This window comes from Burkholderia sp. RF4-BP95, assembly GCF_001521985.1.
Lineage (GTDB): Bacteria > Pseudomonadota > Gammaproteobacteria > Burkholderiales > Burkholderiaceae > Burkholderia > Burkholderia diffusa.
In genome coordinates this window covers 166,158-179,712 of the sequence record NZ_LOSX01000008.1, presented here as the reverse complement: position 1 = coordinate 179,712, position 13,555 = coordinate 166,158, and the positions used below count along the sequence as shown (strand labels likewise).

General features: G+C 66.8%; 12 protein-coding genes. 10 read left to right on the top strand and 2 right to left on the bottom strand.

Going from position 1 to position 13,555, the window contains the following annotated elements; translation table 11 throughout:
* Positions 1 to 3 precede the first annotated feature (3 nt).
* From WS46_RS01300 to WS46_RS01275, 6 genes are all read left to right on the top strand, one after another.
* Complete coding sequence (locus tag WS46_RS01300) at positions 4 to 459, top strand: biopolymer transporter ExbD (protein ID WP_059535288.1); 456 nt, start codon at positions 4 to 6, stop codon at positions 457 to 459.
* 279 nt (positions 460 to 738) lie between these two features.
* Positions 739 to 3,333: a leucine--tRNA ligase gene (gene leuS / locus WS46_RS01295; protein ID WP_059535290.1), complete on the top strand. Its 2,595-nt coding sequence runs from the start codon at positions 739 to 741 to the stop codon at positions 3,331 to 3,333.
* A 38-nt stretch (positions 3,334 to 3,371) separates the two neighbouring features.
* Positions 3,372 to 3,926: an LPS assembly lipoprotein LptE gene (gene lptE / locus WS46_RS01290; RefSeq protein WP_059689078.1), complete on the top strand. Its 555-nt coding sequence runs from the start codon at positions 3,372 to 3,374 to the stop codon at positions 3,924 to 3,926.
* 18 nt (positions 3,927 to 3,944) lie between these two features.
* The gene (gene holA, locus WS46_RS01285; RefSeq protein WP_059689077.1) at positions 3,945 to 5,039 is read left to right on the top strand and encodes a DNA polymerase III subunit delta; all 1,095 of its coding nucleotides are present in this window, start codon (positions 3,945 to 3,947) and stop codon (positions 5,037 to 5,039) included.
* Between the two features lie 137 nt (positions 5,040 to 5,176).
* Entirely contained in the window at positions 5,177 to 6,448 is a 1,272-nt protein-coding gene (locus tag WS46_RS01280; protein ID WP_059689076.1) for a glutamate-5-semialdehyde dehydrogenase, read from the top strand.
* A gap of 17 nt (positions 6,449 to 6,465) precedes the next feature.
* Positions 6,466 to 6,888, top strand: coding sequence for a CopD family protein (locus tag WS46_RS01275; protein WP_107938103.1), 423 nt, complete (start codon positions 6,466 to 6,468; stop codon positions 6,886 to 6,888).
* A gap of 84 nt (positions 6,889 to 6,972) precedes the next feature.
* Here WS46_RS01275 and WS46_RS01270 read toward each other — a convergent pair whose 3' ends face one another.
* On the bottom strand, positions 6,973 to 7,821 hold the full coding sequence (locus tag WS46_RS01270) for a MurR/RpiR family transcriptional regulator (protein ID WP_059535300.1): 849 nt from the start codon (positions 7,819 to 7,821) through the stop codon (positions 6,973 to 6,975).
* A gap of 293 nt (positions 7,822 to 8,114) precedes the next feature.
* Here WS46_RS01270 and edd point away from each other — a divergent pair, with 293 nt between their 5' ends.
* From edd to WS46_RS01250, 4 genes are all read left to right on the top strand, one after another.
* A complete protein-coding gene (gene edd / locus WS46_RS01265) occupies positions 8,115 to 9,971 on the top strand; it encodes a phosphogluconate dehydratase (protein ID WP_059689075.1) in 1,857 nt (618 codons plus the stop codon).
* Positions 9,972 to 9,990: 19 nt separating this feature from the next.
* Positions 9,991 to 10,617: a bifunctional 4-hydroxy-2-oxoglutarate aldolase/2-dehydro-3-deoxy-phosphogluconate aldolase gene (eda, locus tag WS46_RS01260; protein ID WP_059465387.1), complete on the top strand. Its 627-nt coding sequence runs from the start codon at positions 9,991 to 9,993 to the stop codon at positions 10,615 to 10,617.
* A gap of 221 nt (positions 10,618 to 10,838) precedes the next feature.
* The gene (locus WS46_RS01255; RefSeq protein ID WP_059535304.1) at positions 10,839 to 12,200 is read left to right on the top strand and encodes a GntP family permease; all 1,362 of its coding nucleotides are present in this window, start codon (positions 10,839 to 10,841) and stop codon (positions 12,198 to 12,200) included.
* Positions 12,201 to 12,213: 13 nt separating this feature from the next.
* Entirely contained in the window at positions 12,214 to 12,717 is a 504-nt protein-coding gene (locus WS46_RS01250; RefSeq protein WP_059535306.1) for a gluconokinase, read from the top strand.
* Positions 12,718 to 12,800: 83 nt separating this feature from the next.
* Here WS46_RS01250 and WS46_RS01245 read toward each other — a convergent pair whose 3' ends face one another.
* The gene (locus tag WS46_RS01245; RefSeq protein WP_059689074.1) at positions 12,801 to 13,448 is read right to left on the bottom strand and encodes a TetR/AcrR family transcriptional regulator; all 648 of its coding nucleotides are present in this window, start codon (positions 13,446 to 13,448) and stop codon (positions 12,801 to 12,803) included.
* Positions 13,449 to 13,555 lie beyond the last annotated feature (107 nt).

Below are 13,555 nucleotides of genomic sequence, written 5' to 3'. Positions count from 1 at the left end.
ACCATGGCATTCGGCGGACTGGAGCACCACAAGACGTCCGCGCCGATGGCGGAGATCAACATGACGCCGCTGATCGACGTGATGCTCGTGCTGCTCGTCATCTTCATCATCACCGCGCCGCTGATGACGCACGCGATCCGGCTCGACCTGCCGAAGGTCGCGGCCAGCGTTGCGCGCGACACGCCGCAGTCGGTCACGCTGTCGATCGACGACGCCGGCAAACTTTACTGGGACGACGCGCCCGTCGCACTCGACGCGCTGCCGGCGCGTTTCCGGGCCGCCGCCGCGGGCGCTGCGCCGCCCGAGCTGCGGCTGCGCGCATCGCGCGCGACCCGCTACGACGTGATCGCGCAGGTGATGGGCGCCGCGCAGGCCGCGGGCCTCACGCGGATCGGCTTCGTCACCGACATGCCGCCGGCGGGCACCGCCGCGCCGGCTGCCGCGGGCGCGGCACGCTGACGCGCAGGCCGCCCGCGCGCCCGGGCGGGCAAGAATGCATGGCCGGCCCGCGAGACCGGCCGTCCCGCCCGCCACGGACGGTATAATCGTCGTTTCCGCCCGGTTGGCAGGGTTTCGCCGGGTAACCTGGAGACCTTCCGGGTTACCCGGCGAATATCCGGAACCATGAGGCAGGCCCGAGAACCGTGAGCCTGCTCCCGCCGCCGGGCTGCCCGATTTCGTCCACTTCCGCGTGCCCGCCCCGTGGCGCGCCGCTTAAAGCCTAGTCCGAACCACACCATGCACGAGAGATACGTACCCGCCGACGTCGAAGCCGCCGCTCAGGGCGACTGGCGCGCAGCCGATGCCTACAAGACGAAGGAAGATTCGCAGAAGCCGAAGTTCTACTGCGTGTCGATGCTGCCGTACCCGTCCGGCAAGCTGCACATGGGTCACGTGCGCAACTACACGATCAACGACGTGATGTACCGCTATCTGCGGATGAACGGCTACAACACGCTGATGCCGATGGGCTGGGACGCGTTCGGGATGCCGGCCGAGAACGCCGCGATGGCGAACGGCGTGCCGCCCGCGAAGTGGACCTACGACAACATCGACTACATGAAGGGCCAGATGCAGTCGATGGGCCTCGCGATCGACTGGTCGCGCGAGATCGCGACGTGCAAGCCCGACTACTACAAGTGGAACCAGTGGCTGTTCCTGAAGATGCTTGAGAAGGGCATCGCGTACAAGAAGACGGGCACCGTGAACTGGGACCCGGTCGACCAGACCGTGCTCGCGAACGAGCAGGTGATCGACGGCCGCGGCTGGCGCTCGGGCGCGCTCGTCGAGAAGCGCGAGATCCCGATGTACTACCTGCGCATCACGCAGTACGCGGACGAGCTGCTGAACGACCTCGACGGCCTCGGCTGGCCCGAGCGCGTGAAGATCATGCAGCAGAACTGGATCGGCAAGAGCTTCGGCGTGAACTTCGGCTTCCCATACGAACTCGACGGCGAGAAGGCACTCCTGCGCGTGTTCACGACGCGTGCCGACACGATCATGGGCGTCACGTTCTGCGCGATCGCGGCCGAGCACCCGCTCGCCACGCGCCTTGCGCAGGGCAAGCCGGAACTGCAGGCGTTCATCGACGAATGCAAGCGCGGCGGCGTCGCCGAGGCCGATGTCGCGACGATGGAGAAGAAGGGCGTCGCGACGGGCTTCACGGTATCGCATCCGCTGACGGGCGAGCCGGTCGAGGTGTGGATCGGCAACTACGTGCTGATGAGCTATGGCGAAGGCGCGGTGATGGGCGTGCCGGCGCACGACGAGCGCGATTTCGCGTTCGCGAAGAAATACGACCTGCCGATCAAACAGGTGATCGCGGCCGAAGGCCAGACGTATTCGCTGGACGCATGGCAGGAGTGGTACGGCGACAAGGAAGTCGCCGTCTGCGTCAACAGCGGAAAGTACGACGGCATGGCATACGGCGCGGCGGTCGATGCGATCGCGGCCGACCTGAAGGCCGGCGGCTTCGGCGACAAGCAGGTCACGTGGCGCCTGCGTGACTGGGGCGTGTCGCGCCAGCGCTACTGGGGCACGCCGATCCCGATCATCCACTGCCCGTCGTGCGGCGACGTGCCGGTGCCGGAGCAGGACCTGCCGGTCGTGCTGCCGGAAGACCTCGTGCCGGACGGCTCGGGCAACCCGCTCGCGAAGTCGGAAGCGTTCCTGAACTGCACGTGTCCGAAGTGCGGCGCGGCCGCGAAGCGCGAAACCGACACGATGGACACGTTCGTCGATTCGTCGTGGTACTTCTCGCGCTACACGGCGCCGGACGCCGAGACGATGGTCGACGCGCGCACCGATTACTGGATGCCGATGGATCAGTACATCGGCGGCATCGAGCACGCGATCCTGCACCTGCTGTATTCGCGCTTCTGGACCAAGGTGATGCGTGACCTCGGTCTCGTGAAGTTCGGCGAGCCGGCGAAGAACCTGCTGACGCAGGGCATGGTGCTGAACGAGACGTTCTACCGCGAAGACGCGGCGGGCAAGAAGACCTGGTACAACCCGGCCGACGTGACGGTCACGCACGACGACAAGGGCCGCCCGGTCGGCGCGACGCTGAACACCGACGGCCAGCCGGTGGTGCTCGGCGGCATCGAGAAGATGTCGAAGTCGAAGAACAACGGCGTCGATCCGCAGGTGCTGATCGACCAGTACGGCGCCGATACCGCGCGCCTGTTCACGATGTTCGCCGCACCGCCCGAGCAGCAGCTCGAGTGGTCGGGCGCGGGCGTCGAGGGCGCGAGCCGCTTCCTGCGTCGCGTGTGGAGCTTCGGCGCGACGAACCGCGAAGCGCTCGCCGCGCGCGCGGGCTTCGACGCGGCCGCGCTCGGCGACGCCGACAAGGCACTGCGCCGCGAGATCTACAGCGTGCTGAAGCAGGCTGATTTCGACTACCAGCGTTTGCAGTACAACACGGTCGTATCGGCCGCGATGAAGATGCTGAACGCGATCGACGGCGCGAAGGGCGCGACGCCCGGCGTGCTGCGCGAGACGTACGGCGTGCTGCTGCGCGTGCTGTACCCTGTCGTGCCGCACGTCACGTTCGAGCTGTGGAAGGCGCTCGGCTACGCGGACGAATTCGGCCCGCTGCTCGACGCCCCGTGGCCGAAGGTCGACGAGGCCGCGCTCGAGCAGGCCGAGATCGAACTCGTGCTGCAGGTGAACGGCAAGGTGCGCGGCGCGCTGAAGGTGGCGAAGGACGCGAGCCGCGAGGCGATCGAAGCGGCGGCGGTGGCCGACGAAGCATTCGCGAAGTTCAGCGACGGCAAGCCGGCGAAGAAGATCGTCGTCGTGCCGGGCCGCCTCGTGAACATCGTCGTCTGACGGCCGCCGGCCGTCGGGCGTACACAGAAGGAGCGAAGGTGATCCGCAGATCGTTTTTGATGCTCGCCGTCGGCAGCGCGGTCGCGTTGTCGGCATGCGGCTTCCAGCTGCGCGGCCAGCAGGACTACGCGTTCAAGCACCTGCTGGTGGCCGGTGCGCCGGCGCCCGTCGAGGCGCGTCTCACGCGCCTCGTCGAGGCCGGCAGCGACACGAAGATCGTCAAGTCGGCGGACGACGCCGACGCCGTGCTGCACATGTGGGAGTCGCGTGGCCAGAACACGCTGACGCTCAACAAGTTCGGCTCGGCGCAGGAATACGCGTTGTTCTATACGCTGAACTACACGCTGACGAGCAAGGACGGCACCGTGCTGATCCCGCCGAGCGCGATCGCGCTGAACCGCGCGATGACGTACAGCGATCAGTACACGAATGCGAAGGCGCAGGAAGCCGACATCCTGTACGGCGACATGCAGAACGATGCGGTCGACCAGCTGATGCGGCGTCTTGCGATCGTCCACTCGCTGACGCCGGCGCCGGAGGACGTGGTGCCGGGCGTTGCGCCGCGCGCGCCGCTGCCGCCGCCGCCGCTCTGATCGCCCGCGCACGCACCGATGCAATTGCGACTTGATGCGCTGGAGCCGCACCTCGCGAAGGGGATGGCCGGGCTCTACACCGTCTACGGCGACGAGCCGCTGCTCGCGCAGGAAGCGTGCGACCGCATTCGTGCGGCCGCGCGCGCGGCCGGCTTCACCGAACGTTCGGTGCATACGGTCGAGCGCGGCTTCGACTGGAGCGTGCTGCTCGGCGCGACCCAGGCGATGTCGCTGTTCGGCGAGCGTCAGCTGATCGAGCTGCGCATTCCGTCGGGCAAGCCCGGCAAGGAAGGCGCCGACGCGCTCAAGACGCTCGCGGCGACGCCCAATCCCGACGCGCTGCTGCTCGTCACGTTGCCGCGCCTCGACGCGGCAACGCAGAAATCCGCGTGGTTTACCGCGCTGCAGAACGGCGGCGTCGCGCTGAAGATCGATCCGGTCGACCGCGCGCAGCTGCCGAACTGGATCGGCCAGCGTCTGTCGATGCAGGGCCAGCGCGCCGCGCCGGGCGACGATGGCCGGCGCGCGCTGCAGTTCATCGCGGAGCGCGTCGAGGGCAACCTGCTCGCCGCGCACCAGGAAATCCAGAAGCTTGGGCTGCTCTATCCGCAGGGCGTGCTGTCGTTCGAGCAGGTGCACGACGCGGTGTTGAACGTCGCGCGCTACGACGTCTTCAAGCTGAACGAGGCGATGCTCGCGGGCGACGCAGCGCGGCTCGCGCGGATGATCGACGGGTTGAAGGGCGAGGGCGAGGCGATCGTGCTCGTGATGTGGGCCGTCGTCGAGGAATTGCGCACGCTGTTGCGGATCAAGCGCGGCGCGACGGCCGGCAAGCCGCTCGCCACGCTGCTGCGCGAGAACCGCGTGTGGGGTCCGCGCGAGCGGTTGGTCGGCCCCGCGCTGAACCGCGTGTCGGAAGCGGTTCTCGAGAGGGCGCTCGCGTTCGCCGCGAAGCTCGACCGGCAGGTGAAGGGGCTGTCGGCCGTCACGCCGGGCCGCCGCACGCAGGACGATCCGCCGCCCGATCCGTGGGACGGCCTGTTCCAGCTCGCGATGACGGTGGCGGGCGCCCGCGGCGAGCGACCGCCGACCGCGGGTCGCGTGCGTCGTTAAGCCCTGTCCGGGCCTTCAGCGCACGCATCGCAACCCGCTTACAATGTTTCGATAGCTGGCGCGGCCCGCTTGCCGCCGCGCTCCACGCTTCCCACGAATTCACGCCGCGCAAAGCGGCTCGCTTTTCGAGTCACACGATGGATATCGACCAGTACATGACGGACCTGGGCCGCCGTGCCCGGCACGCTTCCCGCGCGATGGCGCGCGCCAGCACGGCCGCGAAGAACGCGGCGCTCGACGCCGTGGCCCGCGCGATCGAGCGCGACGCGCAGGCGCTGAAGGATGCGAATGCACGCGACGTCGCCCGCGCCCGTGAAAAGGGGCTTGATGCGGCGTTCATCGACCGCCTGACGCTGTCGGACAAGGCGCTGAAGACGATGGTCGAAGGCCTGCGTCAGGTTGCGTCGCTGGCCGATCCGATCGGCGAGATCAGCAATCTCAAGTACCGCCCGAGCGGGATCCAGGTCGGCCAGATGCGTGTGCCGCTCGGCGTGATCGGCATCATCTACGAGTCGCGCCCGAACGTGACGATCGACGCGGCCGCGCTGTGCCTGAAGTCGGGCAACGCGACGATCCTGCGCGGCGGCTCCGAGGCGCTCGAATCGAACGCGGCGCTCGCGAAGCTGATCGGCGAAGGGCTCGAGGCGGCCGGCCTGCCGCAGGATGCCGTGCAGGTCGTCGCAACAGCCGATCGCGCGGCGGTCGGCAAGCTGATCACGATGACCGAATACGTCGACGTGATCGTGCCGCGCGGCGGCAAGAGCCTGATCGAGCGCCTGATCAACGAGGCGCGCGTGCCGATGATCAAGCACCTCGACGGCATCTGCCACGTGTACGTCGACGATCGTGCCGATCTCGCCAAGGCGCTGACGGTGTGCGACAACGCGAAGACGCACCGCTACGGCACCTGCAACACGATGGAAACGCTGCTCGTTGCGAGCGGCATCGCGGCGTCGCTGTTGCCGCCGCTCGGCAAGCTGTATCGCGACAAGCAGGTCGAGCTGCGCGTCGATGCGGCCGCGCGCGCGGTGCTCGCCGAGGCCGGTATCGGGCCGCTGGTCGACGCCATCGACGAAGACTGGCACACCGAATATCTCGCGCCGGTGCTCGCGATCAAGGTCGTCGACGGCCTCGACGCCGCGATCGAGCACATCAACCACTACGGCTCGCACCATACCGATGCGATCGTCACCGAGGATCACGACCGCGCGATGCGCTTCCTGCGCGAAGTCGACTCGGCGAGCGTGATGGTCAATGCGTCGACGCGCTTCGCGGATGGCTTCGAATTCGGCCTCGGCGCGGAAATCGGCATCTCGAACGACAAGCTGCACGCACGCGGCCCCGTCGGCCTGGAAGGGCTCACGTCGCTGAAGTACGTCGTGCTCGGGCACGGCGAAGGCCGTCAGTAAAGCGAGGCGCACAACCGATGGCAATGCTCTGGGTCAAGACGTTCCATATCGTTCTGATCGCCGCGTGGTTCGCGGGGCTGTTCTACCTGCCGCGCATCTACGTGAACCTGGCCATGGAGACCGATCCGGCCGCGGTGCGGCGCCTGTTGCTGATGGCGCGCAAGCTGTTTCGCTTCATGACGATGATCGCCGTGCCGGCGCTCGCATGCGGGCTGTGGCTCTGGCTAGTGATCGGCATCGGCCAGGGGCAGGGCTGGATCCACGCGAAGGTGACGGTCGTGCTGCTGCTCGTGATCTATCACGCGTACTGCGGGCACCTGCTGAAGGTGTTCGAGCGCGGAGAGAACAAGCGTACCGACAAGTGGTATCGCGTGTTCAACGAACTGCCGGTGCTCGGCATGCTCGCGGCGGTCGCGCTGGTCGTGATCAAGCCGTTCTGAACTTTCCGGCGGCGGCACGCCGGTAGTCGATCGATGCGCAACGGCGCCCCTCGGGGCGCCGTTTTCATGTGCGCGTCGTACGCGTCATTCCTTCGTCGGGTCGTCGATCCGGCGCCGCGTGATCGCTTCCTTCGCGCGGCCGACGCGCTCCATCAGCGCGGGCCCACGCGACAGCGCAACGCCGACCGCGAGAATGTCGCCGATCGCGAGATGCGACATCCGCGACGTCATCGGCGAGAACACGTCGGTTTCCTCGGCCACGTTCGACGCGAGGCTCACCGTCGCGAGCTTCGCGAGCGGCGAGTGGCTCTGCGTGATCGCGACGACTTTCGCGCCGCACGCGAGCGCCGAGCGCGCGGCATCGACGATATCGCGCGTGCGGCCCGTGTTCGAGATCGCGACGACGACGTCGTGCGGCCCGAGCAGCGCCGACGACATCGAGAACGTGTGCGGGTCCGAATACGCGACGCTCGGCACGCCGAGCCGGAAGAACTTGTGCTGGATGTCCTGCGCGGCGATGCCCGAGCCGCCGGCGCCGTAGAACTCGATGCGCGACGCGTTCGACAGCAGCGCGATCGCCTCGGCGACGCTGCCGGCCGACAGGCTGTTGCGCACTTCGATCAGCGCGCCGATCGTGCGGTCGAACACCTTGCCGATGATGCCGGGCGCGGGCTCGTCGGGCTCGACGTCGCGATAGACCGACGACACGCCCGGCGCGACGCTCTGCGCGAGCCGGATCTTGAATTCGCGAAAGCCGCTGCAACCGAGCGCCTGGCAGAAGCGCGCGATGGTCGGCTGGCTGACGCCTGCGCGGGTCGACAGCTCGGTCATCGCGAGGTCGAGCACCTCGCGCGGCGCGGCGAGAATGTAGTCGGCGAGCTTGCGCTCGGACGGGCGCAGGTCGGCGCGGATCGCTTCAATGCGAGGCAGCATGGGACGGCGAATGAAAATCGGGTTCGGATGAGCGAGTGTATCGCAATCGAATTGTAGAAAATCTACATGAAAATGCTAGCTCCATCGCCAAAGATTTCCGGGGCGGAAAATGCTGAAGATTAGGGTTTTCACTAGGTAAAGCCTTGCTGGTGGCGGGAATAAGGGTTGCGCGCATGTGAATCCGCATTGCATGCTTGTAGTTTTTCTACTAGACTGGCTTCGTTCGTTCGACGCACTCGACCGTCCCCACGATTCCAACCGCCGGTGTCGTCCGGCATACAGGAGCGCCCAGCATGACGTCGCTGCACCCCACCATGGCGAAAGTCACCGAACGCGTGATCGCCCGCAGCCAATCGACCCGTTCCGCCTATCTGCAGCGCATCGACGGCGCGCAGGGCAAGTTCCCGGCGCGTGGCGCGCTGTCGTGCGCGAACCTCGCGCACGGCTTCGCGGGTCTCGAAGGCAGCGACAAATTCCAGATCAAGGCGATCCGCGAGCCGAACATCGGCATCGTGTCCTCGTACAACGAGATGCTGTCCGCGCACGCGCCGTACAAGGATTTCCCTGACATCATCAAGGCCGCCGCACGCGAGAACGGCGGCGTCGCGCAGTTCGCGGGCGGCGTGCCCGCGATGTGCGACGGCGTCACGCAGGGCAACCCGGGGATGGAGCTGTCGCTGTTCTCGCGCGAGGCGATCGCGATGGGCACGGCGATCGCGCTCACGCACAACATGTTCGACGCGGCGCTCTGCCTCGGCATCTGCGACAAGATCGTGCCGGGCCTGCTGATCGGCGCGCTCCAGTTCGGCCACCTGCCGACCATCTTCGTGCCGGCCGGCCCAATGACGAGCGGTCTGTCGAACGACGACAAGGCGAAGATCCGCCAGCAGTTCGCGACCGGCCAGGTCGGCCGCGACGCACTGCTCGAAGCCGAATCGGCCGCGTATCACGGCCATGGCACCTGCACGTTCTACGGCACCGCGAACAGCAACCAGATGCTGATGGAACTGATGGGCCTGCACCTGCCGGGTTCGGCGTTCGTTCATCCGCACACGCCGCTGCGTACCGCACTGACGGCCGAAGCCGCGCGCCGCGTGCTCGACCTGACGGCCGAGCGCGGCCAGTACACGCCGATCGGCAATGTGATCGACGAGAAGGCGATCGTCAACGGGATCGTCGCGCTGCTCGCGACGGGCGGCTCGACCAACCACACGCTGCACCTCGTCGCGATCGCGCGCGCGGCCGGCATCCTGATCGACTGGAACGATTTCGACGAACTGTCGGCGGTCGTGCCGCTGCTCGCGAAGATCTACCCGAACGGCAAGGCCGACGTGAACCATTTCCACGCGGCCGGCGGCGTCGCGTTCCTGGTGCGCAACCTGCTCGAAGGCGGGCTGCTGCACGAAGACGTGACGACCGTCGCGGGCAAGGGGCTGTCGCACTACACGAAGGAGCCGAAGCTGATCGACGGCAAGCTGACGTGGGTCGACGGCGCGGCCGAGAGTCACGACACGAAGGTGCTGCGCGGCATTCGCGACCCGTTCCAGCCGGACGGCGGCCTGCGCCTGATGCAGGGCCGGCTGGGCCGCGGCGTGATCAAGATTTCGGCGGTCGCGCCCGAGCACCGCAAGGTGACCGCGCCCGCGATCGTGTTCGATTCGCAGGAAGCCGTGCAGGAAGCTTTCGATCGCGGCGAGCTGAAGCGCGATTTCGTCGCGGTCGTGCGCTTCCAGGGCGCGCGCGCCAACGGGATGCCCGAGCTGCACCGTTTGACGCCGCTGCTCGGCGTGCTGCAGGATCAGGGCTTCCACGTCGCGCTCGTGACCGACGGCCGCATGTCCGGTGCGTCGGGCAAGGTGCCGGCCGTGATCCACGTGTCGCCGGAAGCGCTGCTGGCGGGCCCGCTCGGCAAGGTGAAGACGGGCGACACGCTCGTGATCGACGCGGAGGCCGGCATCCTCGACATCGAGGTCGACGACGCCGAGTGGCAGGCTCGCCCGGTCGCGCAGCCGCTGCATCAGGCGGAGAACGAAGTCGGTTTCGGTCGCGAACTGTTCGGCGTGTTCCGCGCGGCGGCCGCGCCGGCCGAGCAGGGCGCATCGGTTTTCGGGGCGCTGGTCGGCGAAGCGGCCGTCCGCGTCTCTGCATGAATTTCAAGGAGCGAATTTGATGAAGACGATTGCTGAAATCGTGAAGCTGGGCCCGGTGATTCCGGTGCTCGCATTCGACTCGGTCGAGCAGGGCGAACACGTGTCGCGCGCGTTGCACGCGGGCGGCGTCAAGGTGCTCGAGATCACGCTGCGTACGCCGGCGGGCCTCGAGGCGATCCAGCGCGCGAGCCAGCTCGCGGACGACATCGTCGTCGGCGTGGGCACGATCACGAAGCCCGAGCACTGCGAGCAGGCGAAGCGCGCGGGGGCGAAGTTCGGCGTGTCGCCGGGCCTGACGAAGGATCTGCACCTCGCGTCGCTCGACGCCGGCCTGCCGCTGCTGCCGGGCGTGATGACGCCGAGCGACATCATTCAGGCGCTCGAATTCGGCTACGAAATCGTCAAGTTCTTCCCCGCGCAGCAGGCCGGCGGCGTGCCGATGCTGCAGGCGTTCCACGGCCCGTTCCCGGCGCTGAAGTTCTGTCCGACGGGCGGCATCACGGTCGACACCGCGCCGAATTTCCTCAAGCTGCCGAACGTCGTGTGCGTCGGCGGTTCGTGGCTCACGCCGAAGGCCGCGCTCGCCGCGCAGGACTGGGCCGAGGTCACGCGTCTCGCGCAAGCCGCAAGCCAGCTTCACCGTTAATACTTGTACGAAATGAAGGTTTGACCCTCGGCAAGCAAGCGCTTAGTGCTTGTTTTACCGAGGGTTTTTGCTGATGGAACCGGTTCTATCCGCGGACCCTAAAGATAAGTAAAATTCAGCGTCCTCACGGGGTGGGTACCCCCCGTGTTTCGGAGACCTGCATAGCCGGGCATACTCGCAACAGCTCGCCCGGTTTCGAACAATTCAAGGAGGAGTGCCACATGGGGGCTGTCCAAGGCAGCATGCTGCTCGTATTCACGCTGATCGCGATCGCCGCGCTGATCCTGATGATCGCGCGCTACAAGATCTACCCGTTCCTGGTGCTGATCATCGTTTCGCTGGGCCTGGGTCTCGTCGTCGGCATGCCGATGGACAAGATCGTCAAGTCGTTCGAAACGGGCACGGGCGGCACGCTCGGCCACATCGCGATCGTCGTCGGTCTCGGCACGATGCTCGGCAAGATGATGGCCGAATCGGGCGGCGCCGAACGGATCGCGACCACGCTGATCGACTGGTTCGGTGAAAAGAACATCCACTGGGCGATGATGTTCGTCGCGATCATCGTCGGTTTGCCGGTGTTCTTCGAAGTCGGCTTCGTGCTGCTGATCCCGATCGCGTTCAACGTCGCGAAGCGCACCGGCAAGTCGCTGCTCGTCGTCGGTCTGCCGATGGTGGCCGGCCTGTCCGTCGTGCACGGGCTGATCCCGCCGCACCCGGCCGCGCTGCTGGCCGTTCAGCAATACGGCGCCGATATCGGCAAGACGATCGCGTTCGGCCTGATCGTCGGTGTGCCGACCGCGATCATCGCCGGTCCGCTGTTCGCGCTGATGATCTCGAAGTTCGTGAAGCTGCCGGAAAACAACCCGCTCGCGGCGCAGTTCGTCGATACGCACACGGACGGTCGCAAGCGCGAACTGCCGAGTTTCGGCATCACGCTGTTCACGATCCTGCTGCCCGTCGTGCTGATGCTCGTCGGCAGCTGGGCCGACCTGGTGTTCGCACCGAAGTCGCTGCCGAACAACCTGCTGCGCTTTGCCGGCAACTCCGACGTCGCGCTGCTGATCGCCGTGCTCGTGAGCTTCTTCACGTTCGGCAAGCTGCAGGGCTTCAACCGCGACCAGATCCAGAAGTTCTGCGGCGAGTGCCTGGCGCCGATCGCCGGCATCACGCTGATCGTCGGTGCGGGCGGCGGCTTCGGCGGCGTCCTGCGCGACAGCGGGATCTCGCAGCAGATCGTCGAGACCGCGAAGCACGCGCACCTGTCGCCGTTGCTGCTCGGCTGGTTCGTCGCGGCGCTGATGCGTCTGGCGACGGGTTCGGCGACGGTCGCGATGACGACGGCCTGCGGCATCGTCGCGCCGATCGCCGCGGCGTCGGGCGCGGCGGTTCGTCCGGAACTGCTCGTGCTCGCGACCGGCTCGGGCTCGCTGATCTTCTCGCACGTGAACGACGGCGGCTTCTGGCTGATCAAGGAATATTTCGGGATGACGGTCGGCCAGACGTTCAAGACCTGGTCGCTGCTTGAAACCATCATCTCGGTGCTCGGTCTGAGCTTTACGCTGTTGCTGAGCGTGGTTTTGTAACAAGGGGTAGTCAATGATTCTGATCGCAATGGGCGTGTCGGGCGCGGGCAAATCGCGAATCGGCGAAATGCTGGCAGAACGCCTGTCGTGCAGCTATACCGACGGCGACGCGTTTCACAGCGCGGCGAACAAGGAAAAGATGCACAACGGCATTCCGCTGACCGACGACGACCGCTGGCCGTGGCTGCGCACGATCCGCGCGGCCATCGAAGAGAAGCAGCGTGCCGGCGAGACCGCCGTGTTCACCTGCTCGTCGCTGAAGCGGTCGTACCGCGACGTGCTGCGCGGCTCCGACACCGACGTGCGGTTCGTGTATCTGAAGGGTTCGTTCGAGGTGTTACACGAGCGCCTGAAGACCCGCACCGGCCATTTCTTCGATCCGTCGCTGCTGAAGAGCCAGCTCGACACGCTCGAGGAACCGGGCCCGGATGAAGCGATCGTGGTCAGCATCGAGCTGACGCCCGAACAGATCGTCGATCAGGTCATGCTGAAGATCGGTATCGCGCAGCAGCACTGAGCGCGGTTCGCGGCAATCGTCATGCAGCAGTGAAAAAGGCGCCCCTCGGGGCGCCTTTTTTCGTTCGCGGTGCGTCGCGCCGCTCAGGTCGCGCGGGCGTGCTGCGCGATGCCGTCGAGCAGCACGTCCAGCATCATGTTGTGCACGGCGGCCGGATCGAGCTGCGCATAGAGCGGGGCGGCCGATTTGACGAGCGGGTGCGCGGTATCGGACAACGCATGCATTTCCGCGAGCTCGACCTCGTTCGCGGGCCGCGTGAGGCCGCCGGCCTCGGCGGCGGCGAGTCCGATCACGCTCGCATACCAGCCCACGCACACGGACGGCAGCGCGGTGCGTGGGATGCCGGCATCGGCCAGTGCACGATGCACGGTCTCGATGTGCGCGAGATCGGCCGGCCCGGTGCTCATGTGACGCTGCAGCAGCGCGAACGCGGCGGGGTGGCGCAGCGCGAGCGCGCGATACTGGCGTGCGAGATCGCGCAGCCGCTCGCGCCACGGCAGCGAAGGATCGACCGGCACGAGCGAGCGCGACAGCGCGTTCGCGATCGCACGGCTCAGGCCCTCTTTCGACTTGAAGTGATAGAGCACGCTCATCGGGTCGCAGCCGACCGACTGCGCGAGCTTGCGCACGCTGAATGCGGCTTCGCCGACCTCTTCGAGCAGCGCGAGCGCCGCCGCGACGATCGCATCCTTGTCGAGGCCGCGCGGGCCTTGAGCGGGTTTGTCTTTCATGGAAGCAGGATGACAGCGACTGTAATCTTGACGAAAGCGTATTCTACGCTGTAGAATTATTTCTGCGGTGTAGAAATTGGGTGTCCCGGCACCTTTCAATGCGTGCT

What these genes read in the sequence shown, in the direction of transcription:
- WS46_RS01300 (WP_059535288.1), top strand. Translation starts at nt 4, where the DNA reads ATGGCATTCGGCGGACTGGAGCACCACAAGACGTCCGCGCCGATGGCG.
- leuS (WP_059535290.1), top strand. Translation starts at nt 739, where the DNA reads ATGCACGAGAGATACGTACCCGCCGACGTCGAAGCCGCCGCTCAGGGC.
- holA (WP_059689077.1), top strand. Translation starts at nt 3,945, where the DNA reads ATGCAATTGCGACTTGATGCGCTGGAGCCGCACCTCGCGAAGGGGATG.
- WS46_RS01280 (WP_059689076.1), top strand. Translation starts at nt 5,177, where the DNA reads ATGGATATCGACCAGTACATGACGGACCTGGGCCGCCGTGCCCGGCAC.
- WS46_RS01275 (WP_107938103.1), top strand. Translation starts at nt 6,466, where the DNA reads ATGGCAATGCTCTGGGTCAAGACGTTCCATATCGTTCTGATCGCCGCG.
- WS46_RS01270 (WP_059535300.1), bottom strand. Translation starts at nt 7,821, where the DNA reads ATGCTGCCTCGCATTGAAGCGATCCGCGCCGACCTGCGCCCGTCCGAG.
- edd (WP_059689075.1), top strand. Translation starts at nt 8,115, where the DNA reads ATGACGTCGCTGCACCCCACCATGGCGAAAGTCACCGAACGCGTGATC.
- eda (WP_059465387.1), top strand. Translation starts at nt 9,991, where the DNA reads ATGAAGACGATTGCTGAAATCGTGAAGCTGGGCCCGGTGATTCCGGTG.
- WS46_RS01255 (WP_059535304.1), top strand. Translation starts at nt 10,839, where the DNA reads ATGGGGGCTGTCCAAGGCAGCATGCTGCTCGTATTCACGCTGATCGCG.
- WS46_RS01250 (WP_059535306.1), top strand. Translation starts at nt 12,214, where the DNA reads ATGATTCTGATCGCAATGGGCGTGTCGGGCGCGGGCAAATCGCGAATC.
- WS46_RS01245 (WP_059689074.1), bottom strand. Translation starts at nt 13,448, where the DNA reads ATGAAAGACAAACCCGCTCAAGGCCCGCGCGGCCTCGACAAGGATGCG.